This is a genomic window from Psychrobacter sp. CMS30 (assembly GCF_904846565.1).
In the GTDB taxonomy this organism is placed as follows: domain Bacteria; phylum Pseudomonadota; class Gammaproteobacteria; order Pseudomonadales; family Moraxellaceae; genus Psychrobacter; species Psychrobacter maritimus.
Genome location: NZ_CAJHBF010000007.1, coordinates 33,380 through 54,597, shown reverse-complemented (window position 1 = coordinate 54,597; position 21,218 = coordinate 33,380). Strand labels below are relative to the sequence as shown.

The following is a 21,218-nucleotide window of genomic DNA, read 5'->3' as shown; positions in this document are numbered from 1 at the left end:
CTAACCTCTGTTCCTATAATAGCGTCTAGTCCTTTGCAATTGAACGTTGCAAGCTAACAGGGACTGACGCTATTTTTTTGGGCGCTTAGTCCTTTATAGCTTAGCCTTTGTATAGAATACTTTTTATAAGCCAATTTCTATCATAAGCGCTTGATAAGCAAAATCGACTTATAAGCAAAAACTAAAAATCACTACTCATATACTAAGCTTACCCTGCTAAATGGGGTAGAAATTTTGTATGACGGGCTTTCTGCAAGTGTTTTTATATCCTAAACTCGTACATTCTAATATATTGTCTTAGCCTTAATTACCGTCTTAGTGACGTACTCTGGTGTTATTTTATAAGCGATGGTGCGCCAGCGCTTTTTAATGACGTGTCCTTTTTCTTATGCTGATAGTCGTGCTGCTATGTCTACCTCTCCTAATTTGCAAACTGATTTGCCGTCCCAGTCTCCCACGTCTCAGTCGAGTGCGCCGTCAAATTTTAAGCTACCCTCTTCGCGCTTTACGTTTTGGTTGGTGCTATGTGCCATGATTTTATTGGCGACCAATATGCGCTCGCCGATTGTGGCGCTGGGTTCTATTGCGCCGGTGGTTCAAGGGGCGCTTAATATCTCCGAAACCCAAATTGGCTGGCTTGGCGCGGTGCCGATGCTGACCTTTGCGCTTGGGGCGTTTATTTCGCCAGCGATTGGTAAGCGTTTTGGCCTTGAAAACACCTTGATTGCGATGATTGCCCTCTTAACCACGGGCATGATTATTCGCAGCGTTATTCCTACTTGGATTGGCTTTTTAGGCGGCACGTTATTGCTAACGTTAGCGATTGGCTTTGCCAATACCCTTGCTGCGCCTGTTATCAAGCAGCGCACACCGAATCATATTCCGTTGATTACGGGTCTATTTAGTCTCACCATGACGGTGTCGGCAGGGATTGTCGCTGGCGTGGTCTTGCCATTATCTGAGCAAGTTGGCTGGCAATGGGCGCTTGGTGGTTGGTCGATTTTAGGTTTGTTTGCCTTAATGATTTGGGTGCTGCTACGCTTGCGTTTGGGTTCATCAAACCATCAACCAATAGTACCGCTTGCTGAAGGGGTGCAAGCACCGTCACCTATTTCTATGTGGCGTACACCTTTTGCTTGGCAAATTGCGGTATTTATGGGCTTGCAATCGCTGCTTTTTTATACCGTTGCCAGTTTTTTACCCTCGATTTGGCTCAGTAAAGGATTATCAGCGGTAAGCGCGGGGCAGATGAACTCAGTCTTCCAGTTTATGGCACCGGTAGCGATTTTAAGCTTAACCTGGCTGGTCAATCGCGGACGTCCTATTCAGGCGCTAGCGGTACTTGCTGCGGTCTTAAACGTGATTGGCATTTTAGGGGTCAGCTATTTATCAGCTGATTTGGCGTGGTTATGGTCGGCGCTGATGGGCATTGGTTGTTCAGCGATTTTTACCTTAAGTATGATGCTGTTTTCGATGCGAACCTATACCGCCAATCAATCAAGCGAGCTGTCGGGCATGGCGCAAGCGGTCGGTTATCTGATTGCGTTCTTTGGTCCGCTGGGCACCGGCTGGTTGCATGAAGCAACGGACAGCTGGGATTTGCCCTTATTAATCATGTTGGTTTTGATGGTGGTAAACGTGGGTTTTGCATGGATGGTCAGCCGTCCAGTGATGGTCGATGGTAAGAAGGTTTAATTTTTACCGTTAATGTCAACTGACAGGCGCGCAATACCGTTAACTGTCGCGCCATATTGCTCATAAGCTTAGTTTGCTACACTGGTTTGATTGTAGATAGGACAGCAAAATCATGATAAATATATCTTCTTATTTGGCTAAACCTTTAATAATAGCGGCGGCATTAAGCGTTACCCTTGTGGTTAGCGGCTGTCAAAAAGAGCCTGATAGCAATACAGCTGATGATAGTACGCAAACTACCAGCACTCAAAGCACTAGCACTCAAACTAATGAAACTCAGAAAATAACAGAGGCAACTGAGCAGCAGCAAGCGCCATTAACAATATTGGCATTGGGCGATTCATTAACCGAAGGGTTGGGCGTCGATAACGATGCCAATTATCCCGCGCAGCTAGAAGCACGTTTAAAAGAACTGGGCTATAAAAATGTCAAAGTAGTCAATTCAGGCTTAAGCGGTGAAACCAGTACGGGCCTCGTCAATCGCTTAGATTGGGTTTTGCAAACCAAGCCTGATATTACGATTTTGACTGTTGGAGCTAATGACGCCATCCGCGGTATCGATGTAGCAACGGTCGAAGCCAATATTCGCACCGCTGTTAAACGCCTGCAGGATAATGGTAGCGAGGTTATCTTAGGTGGCATGCAGATTTATGACAACCTTGGCTCCGACTATGTAGAGTCCTTTGCCGCGATATACCCAAGAGTGGCTAAAGATATGAATGTGACGCTGATTCCTTTCTTTTTAGATGGTGTGGGCGGCGACCCTAAGCTCAACCAAGCCGATGCGATTCATCCAACCAAAGAAGGCTATACCATTATCGTTAATGATAATATTTTGCCAATTTTACAGCCTAAAATTGAAAAGTTAGAAGCTAATCACGCCAATACAGCAACGAAATCTAGCACACCTACTGAGACTACCCAATGACCGCTACACCCAATAATAAAGCACTACTTACCGCCACAAAACTGAATAAAACCGTGCAAGTCGGTGAGCAAAAGCTATCTATCATCAAAGATGTAGATATATATGTTAATGCGGGCGAGTTTGTGGTCATTATGGGTAAATCTGGCTCAGGTAAATCTACCTTATTAGGTCTATTAGCGGCGTTAGATTATCCGGATAGTGGCTCGGTTGAGCTAGCGGGACACAGCTTAAGTAGCCTTGATGAAGATGCGCTTGCCGTCATTCGTCAACGCGATATGGGTTTTGTCTTTCAGTCGTTTCACCTATTACCGACATTAACGGTAGCAGAAAATATTGCCTTCCCGCTTGATATTGCCCGTCGTCCGAATAAAGCACGGGTAAATGAGCTGATTGAAGCGGTTGATTTGGGGCATAGGCGTGATAGCTTACCCAACCAATTATCCGGTGGTGAACAGCAGCGTACTGCCGTGGCGCGCGCCTTGGTTTCGCAGCCAAAAATCGTCTTTGCCGATGAACCAACCGGTAACTTAGATGAGCAAAATGCCAATCAAGTGATGCAATTACTCTTAGATTTACGGCAGCAAGTTGGTTCAGCATTGGTTGTTGTCACCCATGATGCCGCGCTTGCGGAGATGGCAGATCGGGTTATTACTATGCACGACGGGCGGATTATTTCTTGATGAATAACTTGAAGAATAATAAGCAAACAGAGAAACATTCAGCCATCGATGCTACTGCTACGACTGATACTCGCATGGCAAAAGAGTCAGACTATACTGGCGGTATCATGCGCCAGTTGTTTAGCGGTATTTTGAATTTGCCCATATTGGGCTTACAAGGATTGGGCGCACAAGCCCTAAGTCGCAGTTGGTGGCAACGCTGGATTTATCCGCTATTATTTTTATTGACGCTAACGTTATCGCTTGCAACCTACTTGACCCTCGACTCTGTTCAGCAATCGGTTAATACCTATATCAATGATAACCAGCGCGCGCTCGTTGGCGGCGATTTGATATTAAACAGCAAGCAAGAGTGGCCAAGCGAAGTATTAACGCAGGTAGAGACGGTTACTGATACGCAAATAGTATATGACTATCAGTTTAGCGCGATGGTGGTGACCGATGAGCAAACCTTGCTTGCCAGCGTCAAAGCCGTCTCTCCGGCTTATCCCTTATACGGAGAAGCTGAGCTTGCTTCAGGGCAACCGTTATGGGAGCAATTAAGCGCTGATAATGTCGTCGTCGCACCAGAAGTCCTGAATAGCTTAAATGCCAGCGTCGGTGACCAAATCACCATTGGTGATGCTGAATTTACCATTAGCGACGTGCTAACCAAAGAGCCTGACCGTCCATTGACCGCCTTTGGTTTTGGCGGACGCGTTTTGATGCATCAAGATGCGCTTGTAGCGACCAATTTATTGGGACAGCGTAGCCGTATAAACTATCGTATTGAGCTGGCCGGTGAGCCAGAGTTAATGGTAGTACAGCGAGATAAGCTCACGCAAATACTAAGCAATTATCCTGATATCGAGCTGTCTGATGCCGAGTCAGCAGATACCTCTGTCTCGCGTATCTCTGACAATGTCTTGATGTTTTTAAAGCTGCTCGTCATCGCCGTGCTGTTATTATCTGCGGTGGCGATGTATGGCGTCATTACGGCTTTTGTGACCAAGCAGCAGTCTAGTAATGCCATTCGCTTGGCATTAGGTGAGCCGCTTAGGTCGCTGAAACGCAGCTACTATCAGCTGTTGATTGTCACCACTATCATCGCTTGTGTGGCCGCGGTTATCGTCAGTTTTGGCTTACTGAAAGTCGGTCAACCGTATCTGATTGCTATCTTACCAGCTGATGTTGGTTTAGCTATTAATCCTATCAGTGCCATTAAAACCATTATTATCGCGTTAGTGCTAACATTGCTTATCGCTCAGCGTGGTTTAAGCACATTAAGTACGACCAAGCCTGCTACTTTACTTAATCAAGGAGTAAGTACAAACTCGCAAAACCTACCTTGGTATCGACGTTTGCCATTATTATGGTATGGACTGACGCTCATCGGACTGTATGCGTTTTTTGCTTATGAAGTAGACTCTTTGATACTAGGTGCGCAGCTACTGATAGGCTTAACTGCCTTCGTAGCAATATTTTGGCTCTTGGCACGCGGTTGGTTATGGCTGCTGACTAAGTTTGCCAAGCATTCTAATATCAGCTGGATGCAGCGTATTGCTATCCATAACCTTGCGCGTAAAGGCAATCAGTCGGCATTATTCTTTGTCACTTTATCGCTGTCAGTGGCGGTCTTAACCCTGATTACCACGCTCAATCATAGTATCAATACCCAGTTTATTAATGCTTATCCTGAAGATGCGCCCAATTTATTTTTGCTCGATATTCAAAGCGACCAGCATGATGAGATTAATAACATCATTGCTGCACCTGTCAGCTATTATCCTGTCATTCGTGCCCGCGTCGTCACTGCTAATAATGTACCGGTACAGGATATCGAACCTGCTGACGGCTTCGATGACCCTACACGCGTCTTTAATTTAAGCTACGCTGATACGGTGATGGATACTGAGTTTATTACGGAGTCGTTAGCAGATGACAAGCTTTATGCACCTATTGAAACTGCAGATAGTGACTCAGCACAAACCGTTGCGCCGTTATCGATTTTGGATACTGCTGCCAGCTTGCTAAACGTCGGTATGGGTGATCAGGTGCGCTTTAATATCCAAGGGATTGAGATTGTCGGGCAAATCACCAGTATCCGCTCGCGCTATGAAAAAGGACCCAGTCCCTACTTTTACTTCTTATTTGAGCCAGCGGTTTTATCAGCTGCTCCGCAAATCCAATTTGCTACCGCCCACGTTGCAGCAGAGGATATTCCAAAACTCCAAGGTCAGTTAGTACGCGAGTTTCCTGCGGTAACGACCATCGACGGCACAGCAATCGCGCAGCAAGTCCAAGAGTTGGTCGTGCAAATGAGCCGCTTGGTTTACGTCTTCACCTTACTGGCATTATTGACCGGTATCATGGTCTTGATTAGCTCGCTACTCTCCACCTCACAAGACCGCATGGCAGATAGCGCATCATTTAGGCTACTCGGTATGCAAAAGCGTGACCTATATATGCTCAATATCTTAGAGCTTGGCATACTTGGCATTAGTGCCGCCTTATTTGCGGTTATTATCGCTAATATCGGTGCTTGGGCTGCTATTACCCAATGGTTTAATCTGCGCTTTAGTGTGCCGTGGGCAAGCTTGGGTATCGGCGGTGTGGCGTTAGTTGGTTTGCTGTTTGCTATTGCCATTATTTATGTGCGATTGGTGATTGGGCGTGGGATTATGGCAAGGGTAAGGGCGATGATATAACGGTCGATATTGTCAATATCAGCCAGTATTCATATTCAAGCTCGTTTAAAACTGACTATTTGCTATACTAATGCCCATCTCAGCATTCAGATATAGCCCTCATAAACCATTTAGGAAAGTACGGTAGCCTTATGAAATTCTCAAAGTTCGGTCAAAAATTTACCCAGCCAACTGGCATCTCACAACTGATGGATGACTTGGGCGATGCGCTAAAAAGCGATCAGCCTGTCAATATGCTGGGCGGTGGTAATCCTGCCAAGATTGATGCCGTCAATGAGCTATTTTTAGAGACTTATAAGGCGCTTGGCGTTGATAACGATACCGGTGAAGCCAATAGTAGCGCGATTATTAGTATGGCAAATTACTCCAATCCGCAGGGTGATGCGGGTTTTATTGATGCTTTGGTTGGCTTCTTTAACCGTCATTATGATTGGAATTTGACGGCAGAAAACATCGCTTTGACCAACGGTTCACAGAATGCTTTTTTCTATTTGTTTAATTTATTTGGTGGGGCGTTCGCTGATGAAAAGAGCCAAGATAAAGAAAGCCAGTCTATCGATAAATCAATTCTACTGCCATTAACCCCTGAATATATTGGCTATAGCGATGTGCATGTCGAAGGTCAACATTTCGCAGCAGTATTGCCGCATATCGATGAAGTGACTCATGATGGCGAAGCAGGTTTCTTCAAATATCGTGTGGATTTTGAGGCGTTAGAGAACTTGCCAGCGCTAAAAGAAGGTCGCATTGGCGCGATTTGCTGCTCGCGTCCGACCAATCCAACGGGCAATGTGTTGACCGATGAGGAGATGGCGCATTTGGCCGAGATTGCCAAGCGTTATGAGATACCGCTGATTATCGATAACGCCTACGGTATGCCCTTCCCGAATATCATTTATTCAGACGCGCAATTAAGTTGGGATAACAATACGATTCTTTGCTTTAGCCTGTCTAAAATTGGCTTGCCCGGTATGCGTACCGGCATTATCGTTGCTGATGCTAAAGTGATTGAAGCAGTCAGCGCGATGAATGCGGTGGTCAATCTAGCACCGACCCGCTTTGGGGCGGCAATTGCCACGCCATTGGTGAACGATGACCGTATCAAGCAGTTAGCTGATAATGAGATTAAACCCTTTTATCAAAAGCAAGCCACGTTAGCAGTAAAGCTTTTAAAAGATGCTTTGGGTGATTATCCATTGATGATTCATAAGCCTGAGGGCGCGATATTTTTATGGTTATGGTTTAAAGATTTGCCAATTAGCACGCTTGAGCTATACGAGCGCCTTAAAGAAAAAGGCACATTGATTGTACCAAGTCAGTATTTCTTCCCTGGTGTCGATGTCAGTGGTTACCAACATGCCCATGAATGTATCCGTATGAGTATCGCCGCTGACGAACAGACCTTAACGGATGGCATTAAAGTCATTGGTGAAGTGGTGCGCGAGCTTTATGATGAGGCTAATAGTCAGAACTATTAAAGTTTTTATTAAGCAAAGTGTTAATGGTAGAAATAAAAAAACGGACTTATGAATAGTCCGTTTTTTTCTGCCTTTTAATCATAGGTTTGACGGTATTGATTGATTGAAACGTCTTTGTCCATACCGTAAAGCCATAGATTATATAAGACAGCAGACAGGTATTAATCAAATCGTGAATACTGGCTTTTAGCTCCGTGCTGCCTATCGCTGTGATACCCAGCTCAGTAATCGTCTGGCGATTATCCAAATATTCGCCCAATAAGGCGATGGCGGTCACCATAATTAAAGCGATAAACGCCCTGACACTATATTTTTTAAAAATTGGACGTAGCAAGATTAAACTTAATAGGTACACGCTGATGCCCACATAAATATGCAAGGCGTCTTTGTCTAACCCTGTGGCAGCCACGACACCGTTTTTGAAGAGATAAAAATCCACGATTTTATTCCGCGTATAAGAGATAGAAGATAGCTGAGTATAAATAAAAAAAACAACTAAGTATAAATTAAAAATAAAAAAGGTAGATTATGCATTTGCTAACCTACCTTCCTATTTAATCGAAGCTGTTTAATCGAAACTGTTTAATCAAAACGGACCAATCAAACATTTAATGCATACTGGTTAAATATTCCAATCGACAAAGTTCTTTAACAGCTGTAAGCCCGCGGTGTGGCTTTTTTCTGGATGGAATTGGGTGGCAAATAAATTGTCTTGCAAAATACTGGCACAAAACTGCTGACCATAATCACAAACGGCCGCCACTTGCGCGTTATCGCTAGGCGCGCAGTAATAACTATGTACAAAGTAAAAATGCGCATTGTCTTCGATGCCATTCCACAATGGATGCTCGAAATCCATACCGTTAATAGTATTCCAGCCCATGTGCGGCACTTTAATGGTCGCCCCTTGCTCGTCTTTCCACGTCGGGTCAAACGCTTCTACATTGCCATCTAAGATGCCCAAACATTTTGTACCACCATCCTCAGCGGACTGCTCAAACAACGCCTGCATGCCAACACAAATGGCCATAACAGGCTTATTAAATATCGCCTGACGTATGACCTCGTCAATACCCGCATCTTGCATGCCAGCAATACAATCACGCATCGCACCGACACCGGGGAAGAAAATCTTATCAGCCGCCGCGACCACTTTTGGGTCATTGGTAATAGAGACTTCCGCGCCTACCGCTGACAATGCCTTGCTGGCCGAGTGCAGATTACCCATGCCATAATCTAATAAAGCAATCTTTGTGGTTCGGCTCATCTAAAAAGCCTCTTTGGTCGATGGCAAGGTATTCAGCGCACGCTCATCATATTCGCAAGCCATACGTAGCGCACGAGCAAAGGCTTTAAAGGTAGATTCGATCTGGTGATGGCTGTTTTTACCTTTAAGATTGTCTAAATGCACCGTCAACCATGAATGGTTGACGAAGCCATAGAAGAACTCGCTAAATAAATCGACATCAAAGTTACCAACATGCGAGCGGGTAAAAGGAATGTCCATATGCAAACCAGGGCGTCCTGATAAATCAACAACCGCGCGCGTTAGTGACTCATCGAGTGGCGCGTAAAAGTGCCCGTAACGACGGATGCCTTTTTTATCGCCCAATGCTTTATTGAATGCTTGCCCAAGTGTAATACCCGTATCTTCGACACTATGGTGATCATCGATAAAGGTGTCGCCGGTACATTTGATGTCTAAGTCAAACAAACCATGACGCTTGATTTGATCAATCATATGGTCTAGAAATGGCACGCCAGTATCGACAGTTCCTTGTCCCGTTCCATCAAGATTGACGGTGCAAGTCACTTGCGTTTCAGCAGTATTACGCTCAACGGTAGCGGTACGGGCTGGGCGACCATGTAAATTTAGATTGGCAGATTGGTTTTGCCCAGTTGTATCGGCGGTATTGGTTGTCGTCGTAGAATTGGCAGTCATGGCTACTCTCTATAAATGAAAAGCGGTCAATAAAATAGGGCGAAAAAGCGCCCAAATCATTCTTACTAGCGTCTAAAGCAAATGATAAAACAATGAATAAAAAATATAAAAAACTAAGCTAAAAATGGGTTCAATGCTTATTCAAAAAGCTTATGCATAAAAGCCAAAGTATTAGCTTTTATGCATAAAAAGCATCATCTATCTTCATCATAGCAAACCCTAGCATTTACTGCCACGACCAAGCAGTAAACCACGCACAAAATCCTGTCATTCTGCTAAAATAGTGAGTTCAGTATTATCAATCATGAACCGCACCGACTCTACAATGCTACACTCGATGCCACGCTGTATCACCTTATAGCAACCGATTATTTATAGGAACTGATTATGCCTTTAGAAGCGATCGCCATCAACAGCTTGGATGCGCCACTGATTAAAAAACCTGTGCGTGAAAACGAACTATCCGAGCGCCTGCATGCCTTATATGACAGCGATGAGAACCAGCCAAGTGGCGCAGAAGTACTACATCTCGTTGAGCAAGGCTTTAAGCGTGGTCAAACCCTGTATGTCGGTATGTTTAATGACAAGCCTATCGCCGCCGTTGCCTGCTTTGATGATGGACAAACCGATGCCAAGCGCTTGCAATATCTCACAGTACACACCCAAAATCGAGGTCGCGCTATCGATGCTAAATTTATCAAACTGGTCTATGATGCCGAAGTGAAAAAAGGCGTCCGTGAGTTTGTCCCAGTCGATGCCGATATTCATCGTATCATGAGCGAGTATGAGCTACTGCGCGTTAAGGATTAAATGTGAGGTTAAAAGCTTGAATTTGGCTTATATTTGACTATTTATGCCTTTTTATCGCATATTATGCAAAAACCACTTGACAGTAACGCCGATATTTAGTTTAATAGCGCCTCAACGAAGACGGCTCGATAGCTCAGTCGGTAGAGCAACGGATTGAAAATCCGTGTGTCGGCAGTTCGAACCTGCCTCGAGCCACCATTCGTTTAAGAATTCTAAAAAGCCCCGAACATTTATGTTTGGGGCTTTTTTTATGCTTAAAATTTGATAAACATTACAGGGATACCTATCAATAACATCTGATACCCACACTAATACATAACATTTTTAGGCTGTTTTTGAAGTGCAAATGCTCTCTATACTAAAACAACCAATTAGCTGCAAGAGGTAGAAGCCATGAGAGAGTTTGATTATGATTTGGATTATAAAAACCTAAACTTACGCGCGCAGCCTGAGCTGTATCGCGTCGGTCGCGGTGAGCAAGGCGTGTTATTGGTCGAGCCTTATAAATCCGAAATCCTGCCGCACTGGCGCTTTGCGACGCCTGATATCGCGCTTGAGAGTAGCGAAATTATTTATCAAATGTTTTTAGATTATTTGGCAGCTGATGACTTTGTTGGTGCGGATATGGCGCGCAAATTTATTCAAATGGGTTATACCCGCGCCCGCCGCTATGCCAATCATAAAGGTGGCAAAAAGTATAAGGGACCCGTGCCCGATGATAAAAAAGGCCAAAGCGGCGCGCATGGACGCGAAGAATTACCACGGCAAAGCGAAGACCCTATCAAAGCAGAATCTGCGCGTATTTTTAAACAAAAATGGGATAAGTGCCGTAAAAATGAAACCTATCTAAAGATGAAAGCGGCACACCGTGAGCGCTATAAAGAGGTTAAATAATCGAGTAAAAATGCGCTTTGCATGCGCTTTAATGGCTTCTTATGCTATGGTTAAAACATAAATCTAAGAAACAGACGTGATAACCCGAAAGGCGAGAAATAATGGATAAGCAGCTTTTAATTTTTGACTTTGATGGCACATTGATTGATAGCGTACCAGATTTGGCTGATGCGACGAACGCCATGCTAACCACACTTGGTAAAGAGACTTATTCTCTCGACATCATCCGCAATTGGGTTGGCAATGGTTCAAGAATGCTGGTCGAACGCGCGTTGGTGGGTAAAATAGAAGTACTAGAAGATGAATTAACGGTCGAGGAAGCCGATCACGCCGAGCAGGTGTTTTTTGACGCTTATAAAAATATTAGCGGTAGCAAAACCGTCGCCTACCCAGATGTCGATAGCGGACTAAAAAAGCTCAAAGCAGCGGGCTATACGTTGGCATTAGTGACCAATAAACCGATTCGTTTTGTCCCTAAGATATTGCAGTCTTTTGGCTGGCAGGATTTATTTTCTGAAGTACTGGGCGGAGATAGTCTACCTCTTAAAAAGCCTGACCCCACGCCGCTATTGCATGTCTGTGAGGCGTTGAATGTGACTCCAGCACAGGCGGTGATGATAGGTGATTCTAGAAACGATATATTAGCCGGACAAAACGCCAATATAGACACCCTTGGACTGTCTTATGGTTATAACTACGGGCAAGATATTCGCGAGCTCAATCCTACCGCAGCATTTGATGACTTTGCGGCATTGGTTAAATACCTTTTAAAAAAGGAGATTATAAATAATTGAACTTCAAGTAAATTACTTACTACGATAACTCAGCGCCTCTGATACATGAGCGCTGGTAATATCAGTACTATCAGCCAAATCAGCAATGGTACGCGCGACGCGTAATACACGATGATAGCCACGGGCAGATAGATTAAGACGTTGCTGAGCGAGCTGTAATAACTGCTGCTCGCCCGCGCCTAGCTGAATATATTTATCAATCTCGCTAGGACTCAGCTCGTTATTGACCTTTTTTTGGCGTTTTAATTGCTGCTTATGGGCAGCAGCGACCCGAATTCGCACTTGTGCCGAGGTTTCGCCAGCTTGAGCATTTTGCAAATCAGCTATTGGCAGTGCTGGCACGGTAATATGCAAATCAATGCGATCAAGCAGTGGCCCTGATAGCTTATCTTGATAGCGCTTAATTTGCTCCGGTCGGCAGCGACATCGTCCTGATCCGTCGCCATCATAGCCACACGGACAAGGATTCATCGCCGCCACTAGTTGAAAATTTGCCGGAAAAGTAAGCTGTGAGTTTGCACGGCTAATGGTGATTTGCTTGGCTTCCAACGGCTGACGCAATACTTCTAACACCGTACGGTCAAACTCTGGTAATTCGTCCAAAAATAAAACGCCCTTATTGGCAAGGGTAATCTCGCCAGGTTTGGGACGAGAACCACCACCGACCAAAGCAACAGCTGATATAGTATGGTGAACTTGGCGAAATGGCCGCGTACCATAATCATAGTCGCTGTCTGCCACTGAGTAGGTACTGGCAACTTCTAACGCGTCCTCATCACTCAAATCAGGCAAGATAGTCGGTAGGCGTGACGCCATCAAAGTCTTGCCCGAACCGGGTGGCCCTGTAAACAACAGTGAATGACCACCGGCTGCAGCAATCTCTAACGCCCGCCTAGCATGATGCTGACCTTTTACATCCGCCAAATCTACGTGATAACCAATATGCTGCTGCGCCGGACTGGGCGTGACTATCTCCAGTCTCTCAGTGATTACGCTTGGGTCAGCTAACGATTGTAAGTGGTCACAAACCGCTTTTAGGCTTCGAGCGCCTAATATCTCGACGCCTTCAACACGACTTGCTTCCGCGCCATTATCAATCGGTACTATTAATTGACGTAATTGCCGTAATTGCTGTAACTGGCGCGGCTCTTGTTCATCAGCTGTTGCAGACTTTGCCACTACTGACTCTGCTTTCATTGCCCGTGCAACCGCCAAGCTACCACTTACCTGCCGCAACTCACCATTCAATGCTAACTCGCCGATAAACTCAAACCCTGACAGTACTTCTGGCTCAAGTTGCCCGCTTGCCGCTAAAATACCGATGGCAATCGGCAAATCTAGCCTTGCACCATCTTTTGGCAAGTCTGCTGGTGCTAAATTAATCGTCAAGCGGCGATTAGGGAATTGAAATCCCGAATTCAAAATCGCCGAGCGCACCCTATCTTTACTTTCACGTACGGCAGCAGCAGGCAAACCGACAATGGTCAGCGCTGGCAAGCCTTGTGATAAATGCACCTCGATGATGACCTGCGGGGCATGCAGTCCGACGACTGAGCGCGTATAGACTTGAGCAAACGACATGAGCGTTTCCTAATATAGATATTTATCGATAATAGAGTATTATTAATCAGTGCGCAAATGTCGTGTCTTATAATTTATCAATCTGTATGAATAGTATTGTTCCTAGCCTATTATTTAAATAGATAAAGGTCATTTATTGCTATCTTTAAGCCAAATATCAGCCATTAAATCCGTTGGTTTATTCGCTAGCATAGAGGTTTGAAAGTGTTATATGATTGATAAATGCTTTTTAACTTATCTTATCTATCATCACGCATAATAAATGCAATATAAGGCATAAAAAAGCATGGCAATAAAAGGAATTTATTGACATATAAAGCTTGATGGTGGTTTTTGTCGACGCTTTATAAAATCGTAATTAACCATGGATGGGTAAGCTTATGAGCATCAATATGCTGAATCGGCGTGTACACACACTCACGCTATTGACGATGGCAGTCTCGTTGGGATTGTTTGGCTGTTCGGATAACGATAATTTTAATGGCAATATAGATAACGATGACAGCTATGCGGCGGATATCCAGCGCACTGAGTTTGGGATACCGCACATCACTGCCAAGAACTATAAAGGCTTGGGTTATGGCGTCGGCTATGCCTTTGCTGAAGATAATATCTGCTCACTGGCGCGCGAAATCGTAATCGCTAAGGGCGAGAGTATGCGTTATCTGGGTGATAAAGGCGATGTCGATAGTGATGTCTTTTATACCTGGTATAACTCAGAGGCTAAGCGTAAACAGTTTTTAGATGCGCAAGAGCCTGAGGTTTTGGATGCGGTAGCAGGTTATGCCGCGGGTTATAGCCGCTATTTACGTGATAAAGGCGTCGACAATATCGATCCTGATTGTGCAGGCGCTGAATGGGTTCGCGAAATCACTACCGATGATTTGCTAGCGCTTTACGGCAAGGCCAATTTGCGCGGTGGTCTATCAAACTTTGTTACGCCTATCGCCACTGCGGCGCCTTCAGTCGAAAAAGGTATCATGGGTAGCTCTCGAATGCGTACGCTTTCTATAGAACCAGAGAACGACTTATCGCCAGAGTCGGCAGCGGATTTGGCCTCAGGCTTTGATTTTGATATGAAAACCATCAATGTGACTGATGGCGGCAGTAACGCCTATGCTTTTGGTAGTGAAGTCACTGGCACTAAGAGCGGTATCCTTTATGGCAATCCTCATGAGCCATGGGATGGTCTACAGCGCTTTTATGAGTTCCATTTGACGATGCCAGGCGAGCTTGATGTCATGGGAGCAGGACAGCAAGGACAACCTTTCCCCAATATTGGCTTTAATAAAGACGTCGCTTGGAGCCATACGGTTTCTACCGCCAAACGTTTTACCCTGTATCAGCTCAGCTTAGTAGATGGCGACCCAATGAAGTACAACTATACCAATAGTGCAGGCGTCGTTGAGCAACGTGATATTAAAAAGGATGACGTCACCATCCAACTGCCAGATAATAAGACGCTGGTCAGATCTATTTATTCGTCACATTTTGGTCCTATGATAGCCGTCAATCAAGTCAATGGCTTACTGCCACCTTGGGGCGCAAATAATATCGCCTTTACTATCCGTGATGCCGCCGCAGAAAACGCCCGCTCATTAAACCAATGGCGCAGTATGAATAAAGCCATCAGTGTCGAGGATTTGGTCGATAAAATGCAAGATATGGTTGGGCTAGGATTTGTTAATACCATTGCCACCGACCGCTATGGTAAAGCGCTTTATGCTGATATCTCAACCGTACCGCATGTCACCGCTCAAAAACTCACGAGTTGTACTGCTGGCAAGCCCTATTTACAAGCCATCGTCAGTTTTGGGCTACCAGCATTGGATGGTAGCAAGGCGGATTGCGAATGGGGTAATGATGCCGATTCGCCGCAAGCAGGTATTTTTGGGCGCTCAAATCTGCCTTTCTTAATTCGTGATGACTATGTGCTTAACTCAAACGATACTTATTGGTTGAGCAACTTAGATGAGCCTTTAACAGGGTTTTCACCGCTGCTACGTCGTCGTTTAACGCCATTCCCTAGTGCGACTAGCCCTGAGGGCGTGCCACTTTCTTTACGCACACGCATGGCATTTCAGCAAGTATTAGACCGTCTTAATAACTCAGATGGCTTGGGTGGCACTACCTTTACCTTAAACAATATGCAAGACGTCGTTTATGGCAACCGTAGCTATGCTGCCGAGTTGGTTCTCGATGATGTTTTAGCAGATTGTAACGCCAACGCTATGTTACCTCTGACGGGTGGCGGAACTATCGATGGCAAACAAGCTTGTAGCATCCTGAGTAATTGGGATCGTCGCAACAATATCGACAGCCGAGGCGCTCATGTGTTTAGAGAGTTTTGGAGCAAGGCTGGTGTTAGCGAGTACACAAATACCGCATTTGAAGTGCCATTTAACGAGGCAGACCCTGTCAATACGCCTCGTGAGCTGAAAATTACGCCACAAACTCGCCAAGCTTTGGGCGATGCGATTGCCTATTTCCAAAATAAAGGCATAGCGCTTGATGCCAGCTTAGGTGAGTTGCAATATGTGCTAGATGCTGGCAAGAATAATCAGCGTATCCCTATGCATGGTGGTTATGGTAGCGAAGGTATCTTTAACGCTGCCCGAGGTGAAGGAGTCAATGAGGTTGGTAATTATATTATTAATAATGGGCCAACCTACATGCAAGCGGTGACTTTTGATGCTAAAGGTCCTGTCGTAGAGGCGCTGCTTGCCTATTCACAAGCAGGGGATAGTACGCGCCCTTATCATCGCGATCAGACGCGTCGTTATTCAGCTAAAGAGTGGATTCGTGTGCCTTTCAGCAGCAGCGAAATCTCCCAAAAAGCCGTTGGTGAGGTAATTAAATTAAGGGAAGAGTCATAGCCAAATCGTTAAGCATTACAAAAAAGACTTTAGGCCAATCCTGAGGTCTTTTTTTATTCCAGATAACAATACAACTTTATGGGTATATACGAAAACTTGCCATCCATGCCACTATAACCAATGATTTGTTATACTGCTTATTACTTAAATGGCGATTTATACAGTTAAACCGAGGAATCTCGCATGTCAGAACCATCCGATATCAATAGCGACCAAACGTCTTTCGCTCATGCCAGCGAGCAGCCGACCACGGTACGCCCTGTGACGCAGCCGGACAATCCGTATGCCAGTACCCGTGGCAGCATCACCAGTAAGCAGCTGCCAGCATTCGATGAAGAGATTATTAATAAATACAATCGTTCTGGGCCGCGCTATACCTCCTACCCGACCGCTTTAGAATTCTCACCGATGCCAGCAGGACTCGAGACTAAGATTCTACAAGAACGCGAAGCCCATGCGCCCTTATCGCTATATTTTCATATTCCGTTTTGTCGGCACCTTTGCTATTACTGTGCTTGTAATAAAATCATCACCAAAAAAAATAGCGATGCCGGTGATTATTTAGAATATTTAATGGCGGAAATTAAGCATAAACGTAGCTTATTACAAACACCAGAAGACGGCAAAAAACCACTGGTCAAACAGCTGCATTTCGGTGGTGGTACGCCAACCTTTTTACAAGATAATGAGTTGGTACAACTGTGGGAGTTTTTGCAGACCCAGTTTGAATTTTTGCCAGAAGACCAAGGCGATTACTCTATTGAAATCGACCCGCGCGAGCTGGGAGACGAGACATTAACAGTACTACGTAACTTGGGTTTTAACCGCGTGAGTTTGGGCGTACAAGACTTAGATGAAAAAGTACAAATTGCCGTCAACCGTATAAATTCTGCTGAATTGATTGAAAATGTGCTTGCTGAGGCGCGCGCCCTGGGCTTCCATTCTACCAACGTCGACCTGATTTACGGCTTACCGCATCAAACGCCTGAAACTTTGGATACAACGGTACGCCGCATTATTGAAATGGCACCCGATCGCTTATCGGTATTTAACTATGCTCATCTGCCTGAGCGTTTTAAATCTCAACGCCAGATTAAAGAAGCGGACTTACCGACGCCAGCTGCCAAGCTTACGATGCTCGGCAATACCATCAACACCTTAACCGAAGCCGGTTATCAATATATTGGTATTGACCATTTTGCCAAACCTGATGATGAGCTTGCCATCGCCCAGCGCGAAGGCAAATTACATCGCAATTTTCAGGGTTATACCATCATGGGCGATTGCGATTTATTGGGCTTTGGGGTGTCGTCAATCAGTCAAATCTCTAATGCTAATAGCAGCTATATCTTGCAAAACCACACTGATTTGCAGATATATAAAGAAAATATCGACGCAGCACGTAATAACCCAACCGTCATGCCCGCGGTCAATGTGATTAAAACCTCGATTAAAGATCGCTTACGTGAATACGTGATTATGAATTTACTCTGTCACGACTATATGGATTTTCGAGATATCAATCAGAAGTTTGGTATCGACGCTATTACCTACTTTATCGATGAAATCCAACAGTTGGGTGAGATGCAACAGGATCGCTTGATTGATATGGATGCTGCTGGTATTCGCGTATTACCCAGAGGTCGTTTATTAGGTCGCAACGTCGCTATGGTATTTGATGAATACCTTGAGAAAAAACATAAAAACCGCTTCTCCAAGGTCATCTAAAATACACTGAGTCAATATTTAACAATAAAAAAGACCTCACTTGTATGAGGTCTTTTTTATTGTCTGTAGTAAGAATAAGTAGTTAAGAATAAGTAGTTACGAAAAATCACGCTACTCTATTCAGTCGGCATCACGATATATAAGCGATTGGCATCTTCTATCGTTTTATCTTTATCGAGATACTTTTGCTCAACCGTGCTTTTTGGGTTCATTGTCTCTGAATCAGTCATGGCAAAATCATCATCATTGAACAAACCTAATGAGCCATCTTGCCGTAACCATAAGCCTTCAAGCTTATCGTGCGGATAATCTAAAGTAGCTAACACATCGACAACCAAAGTTTTTTTAACAGGCGTAATGTTTATCTTCTCAAGCATTTGCCAGTTTTTTTCGTCTACTGCAATCAACTGCTCAAGCGTTTGTCCATTGACTAGCAAGCCAAGCGTTTCATCTTGCTTAACATTCTCATCATTTAGAATAGTTTCGATATCTGTTGCTTGCGCGATATCTATTTTGTAGATTAGTTTTTGCGCTGACTTATCTTGGAGTGGGAATTTACGATCATGTTCAATTAAGTAAAACTCATGACTACTCACGGCCACGATGCCAGAAGTCACGTGCTCCGCTTTATCTAATCGATATAGATACTGGGTTATTTGCCCCGAAACCAAATTGATCGTCACCATACGCACCAAAGAAGACAGACGCCCTGATTTATCAGGATTGTCCATAGAGGACTCCATGATACCGACCAATGTCGTTTGGTCTGGCGTCATCGTCAATGCCTCCATACCGCGATTGGCACGACGCTTGGTAAATTCTGTCGGTAACAGAACCTGCTTACCATTGATAATTACATTATTACGCTCATCACTAGCAAAGGCATTGATACGGGCAATCTCTATTCCATTGGCATCATAATGCACAAGGTGTGGACCATATTCATCACTGACCCAAAAACTACCATCTTGCAGCGCCGCTAGCCCTTCAGGATCTAAACCATTGATATCGGCTTTAATCGGATTGGTCACCGCATCAAAAGGTAAATTTGGGTTAACGGTCATCGGCTGCCCATCGATATCATAAGGTACTTCATTGGTGCCGCCCAGTGCCTTTGGATTCGGTAACCCAGAGATGGGTTTGCCCTGACTGTCTTTAAGCAGTATTTCTTTTACTTTGATAATTTTGCCGTCAGCTTGCAATTCAAACAATCCAATAGACGGCGTATAATTTGGCACAAGAAACTGCTTACCTTTACCAGCAATCCCATCAAAGTCTGCATTAGGACCACGATCGGTAAGGGCATAAAATTGATTGGCATTGGTTGGATGTGCCGCCGCATCTGAACCGTAGCCGCCGCCACGAATCTCTAACTTCTGCTCAGGATAAGCGGCATTAATATGCGTCGCATCAAGTACGGTATAAGGCAATGGGCTGCCTTGCGCAAATTCATTTATAGCAATAATTACAGCATTCATATCTTGCTTGGTCATTATTATTTTCCTTATACATTTATTTTATAGGCGTATTTTTATTATTAAACAACAAGAACATCGTACGCTAAAAACCACTGACATGATTAGGGATAAATTAAAGTTAAAAAAATAGCCAGCACGTAAAACGCTCACTGACTATTTTTACTCGCTGGCTACTTTTAAGAGTTACTTCTATAACAGCTTAAAATATGCTTGATTAAACCTTAAGTTTATCGCCAACCATACCTTTAATAGTGCTTAAAATATCAGCGGGTAATACCACCATTTTTGCGTTATCCGATTCTGCTAACTGGCGAATCGACTTAATATATTGCTCACCCAATAGGTACACAATCGGCATTTCTTCTTTGCCCATCGCCGCGGTAATAAGGCGAATAGACTCTTCTGAACCTTTCGCCAATACCACTTGCGCTTCAGCATCACGGCGTGAGGCTTCCAAACGACCATCAGCCTCTAAGATAGCCGCTTGCTTTTGACCATCAGCACGGGTCACGGTCGCACGACGTAAACGCTCTGCCGCCGCTTGCTCTTCCATTGATGCTTGCATGGTCTGCGAAGGGTTAATATCTTGGATTTCTACCGTTTTCAGGGTAATACCCCAATCAGCAATATCTTCTGAGATGGCGTGTTTTAGCTTTGTTTTGATTTCATCACGGCTTGATAAAGCGCTGTCCAAATCCATCTCACCAATGATTGAGCGCAAAGACGTCTGTACCAAATTACGAATACCATACTCATAATCTTCAATACCATAAACGGCTTTATCAGGACGGACAATATTAATATAAGCAACGGCGTTGGCGATAATCACCACGTTATCTCGGGTAATAACCTCTTGTGAGGGAATATCAAGGACGATGTCTTTGGTTGTGACTTTATAAGCGACATTATCAACATAAGGAATAATAATATTGAGTCCAGGCTCTAAGGTTTGGCTATATTTACCCAGTCTCTGCACCACCCACTTATAGCCTTGTGGGACAATGCGCACCCCTTTAAACACTGTAAATACCACCAATGCAATCAATACCACCATCACAATACTAAAACTTTCCATGTTCCACCCCTATTATTCTGCTTAACTATTTTTATTAATGACCGCTTGCGATGTCATCGTACTGACAATCAGCTCATTACCGACGATATCTGTCACTATCACCCGATCACCAACCGCTACTTGCTCGCCTCTGGTACGGCACATCCATTCGGCAGCACCAACGATAGGCACGCTAAAACGTACCATACCAGCTCTCTCAGGTTGCGGCGCGACGATAATCATACCAGTCTCACCGATAATCACACTGCCGCCCAATCCCGCTTTGGTGCGATCGACAGACAAGGGTTTGATAAATTTAAACCACGCTACTAAAAAGATAGCCGAAAGTACCAACCAAATAATGATTTGGACGGAGACAGGGATAGGTATTAACCATAAGAGGGCGGCAACGATAATAGCGGCTGCCCCAAACCAAAGGCTGGCAAACGTCGGTACAAACATCTCGACGATCAGCAGCACAAAGCCTAATACGAGCCAGTGCCAAGGTTCAATCATCCAAAGCATCTCCATTATTGTCATATCCCCTATTCTTGCCAATCTAGCTTTCAATGTAGCACATTTTGTTATCAAAC

The 21,218-nt window shown here is 44.5% G+C and carries 17 protein-coding genes and 1 tRNA gene; 11 read left to right on the top strand and 7 right to left on the bottom strand.

The annotated features are described in order from the left end of the window. Positions 1-369: 369 nt before the first annotated feature. The 5 genes from JMX94_RS05330 to JMX94_RS05310 all read left to right on the top strand — a co-directional run bounded on the left by JMX94_RS05330 (position 370) and on the right by JMX94_RS05310 (position 7,468). On the top strand, positions 370-1,695 hold the full coding sequence (locus JMX94_RS05330) for a CynX/NimT family MFS transporter (protein WP_201563903.1): 1,326 nt from the start codon (positions 370-372) through the stop codon (positions 1,693-1,695). Positions 1,696-1,807: 112 nt separating this feature from the next. After that, complete coding sequence (locus tag JMX94_RS05325; RefSeq protein ID WP_201563901.1) at positions 1,808-2,623, top strand: arylesterase; 816 nt, start codon at positions 1,808-1,810, stop codon at positions 2,621-2,623. Then, positions 2,620-3,303, top strand: coding sequence for an ABC transporter ATP-binding protein (locus JMX94_RS05320; protein ID WP_201563899.1), 684 nt, complete (start codon positions 2,620-2,622; stop codon positions 3,301-3,303). The genes JMX94_RS05325 and JMX94_RS05320 overlap by 4 nt, the downstream gene beginning before the upstream one ends. Continuing rightward, positions 3,303-5,990 (top strand): ABC transporter permease, encoded by a 2,688-nt coding sequence (locus JMX94_RS05315; protein WP_374220401.1) that lies wholly within the window; start codon positions 3,303-3,305, stop codon positions 5,988-5,990. Before JMX94_RS05320 ends, JMX94_RS05315 begins: the two co-directional genes overlap by 1 nt. 131 nt (positions 5,991-6,121) lie before the next feature. Further along, positions 6,122-7,468: a valine--pyruvate transaminase gene (locus JMX94_RS05310; RefSeq protein WP_201563897.1), complete on the top strand. Its 1,347-nt coding sequence runs from the start codon at positions 6,122-6,124 to the stop codon at positions 7,466-7,468. A gap of 46 nt (positions 7,469-7,514) precedes the next feature. On the opposite strand, the gene JMX94_RS05305 is transcribed toward JMX94_RS05310, so the two are convergent. From JMX94_RS05305 to hisB, 3 genes are all read right to left on the bottom strand, one after another. After that, positions 7,515-7,907 carry a hypothetical protein gene (locus tag JMX94_RS05305; protein WP_201563895.1) on the bottom strand — a complete coding sequence of 131 codons (393 nt, stop codon included), beginning with the start codon at positions 7,905-7,907 and terminating at the stop codon, positions 7,515-7,517. Positions 7,908-8,090: 183 nt separating this feature from the next. Continuing rightward, positions 8,091-8,735: an imidazole glycerol phosphate synthase subunit HisH gene (hisH, locus tag JMX94_RS05300; protein ID WP_201563893.1), complete on the bottom strand. Its 645-nt coding sequence runs from the start codon at positions 8,733-8,735 to the stop codon at positions 8,091-8,093. Then, the gene (hisB, locus tag JMX94_RS05295) at positions 8,736-9,410 is read right to left on the bottom strand and encodes an imidazoleglycerol-phosphate dehydratase HisB (RefSeq protein ID WP_201563891.1); all 675 of its coding nucleotides are present in this window, start codon (positions 9,408-9,410) and stop codon (positions 8,736-8,738) included. It lies immediately after the preceding gene. A gap of 387 nt (positions 9,411-9,797) precedes the next feature. On the opposite strand from hisB, the gene JMX94_RS05290 reads away from it, so the two are divergent. The 4 genes from JMX94_RS05290 to JMX94_RS05275 all read left to right on the top strand — a co-directional run bounded on the left by JMX94_RS05290 (position 9,798) and on the right by JMX94_RS05275 (position 11,908). Continuing rightward, positions 9,798-10,220, top strand: coding sequence for a hypothetical protein (locus JMX94_RS05290; RefSeq protein WP_201563890.1), 423 nt, complete (start codon positions 9,798-9,800; stop codon positions 10,218-10,220). A gap of 122 nt (positions 10,221-10,342) precedes the next feature. Continuing rightward, positions 10,343-10,418, top strand: a tRNA-Phe gene (locus JMX94_RS05285). Between the two features lie 195 nt (positions 10,419-10,613). Next, positions 10,614-11,114, top strand: a complete 501-nt coding sequence (locus tag JMX94_RS05280) for a DUF4385 domain-containing protein (protein WP_201563888.1) — start codon at positions 10,614-10,616, stop codon at positions 11,112-11,114. Positions 11,115-11,215: 101 nt separating this feature from the next. Then, entirely contained in the window at positions 11,216-11,908 is a 693-nt protein-coding gene (locus JMX94_RS05275; RefSeq protein ID WP_201563886.1) for a phosphoglycolate phosphatase, read from the top strand. 12 nt (positions 11,909-11,920) lie between these two features. Here JMX94_RS05275 and JMX94_RS05270 read toward each other — a convergent pair whose 3' ends face one another. Further along, positions 11,921-13,489 carry a YifB family Mg chelatase-like AAA ATPase gene (locus JMX94_RS05270; protein WP_201563884.1) on the bottom strand — a complete coding sequence of 523 codons (1,569 nt, stop codon included), beginning with the start codon at positions 13,487-13,489 and terminating at the stop codon, positions 11,921-11,923. 380 nt (positions 13,490-13,869) lie between these two features. Here JMX94_RS05270 and JMX94_RS05265 point away from each other — a divergent pair, with 380 nt between their 5' ends. Both JMX94_RS05265 and hemN read left to right on the top strand, forming a co-directional pair. Next, entirely contained in the window at positions 13,870-16,365 is a 2,496-nt protein-coding gene (locus tag JMX94_RS05265) for a penicillin acylase family protein (RefSeq protein ID WP_201563881.1), read from the top strand. A gap of 183 nt (positions 16,366-16,548) precedes the next feature. Next, positions 16,549-18,093, top strand: coding sequence for an oxygen-independent coproporphyrinogen III oxidase (hemN, locus tag JMX94_RS05260; RefSeq protein ID WP_227673521.1), 1,545 nt, complete (start codon positions 16,549-16,551; stop codon positions 18,091-18,093). Positions 18,094-18,209: 116 nt separating this feature from the next. Here the strand turns inward: hemN and JMX94_RS05255 are convergent, their stop codons facing one another. The 3 genes from JMX94_RS05255 to JMX94_RS05245 form a co-directional block, all read right to left on the bottom strand. Beyond that, positions 18,210-19,586, bottom strand: a complete 1,377-nt coding sequence (locus tag JMX94_RS05255; protein WP_201563878.1) for an esterase-like activity of phytase family protein — start codon at positions 19,584-19,586, stop codon at positions 18,210-18,212. A 199-nt stretch (positions 19,587-19,785) separates the two neighbouring features. After that, positions 19,786-20,646 carry an SPFH domain-containing protein gene (locus JMX94_RS05250; RefSeq protein ID WP_201563875.1) on the bottom strand — a complete coding sequence of 287 codons (861 nt, stop codon included), beginning with the start codon at positions 20,644-20,646 and terminating at the stop codon, positions 19,786-19,788. 21 nt (positions 20,647-20,667) lie between these two features. Continuing rightward, positions 20,668-21,141, bottom strand: coding sequence for an NfeD family protein (locus JMX94_RS05245; protein ID WP_201563872.1), 474 nt, complete (start codon positions 21,139-21,141; stop codon positions 20,668-20,670). Positions 21,142-21,218: the final 77 nt, after the last annotated feature.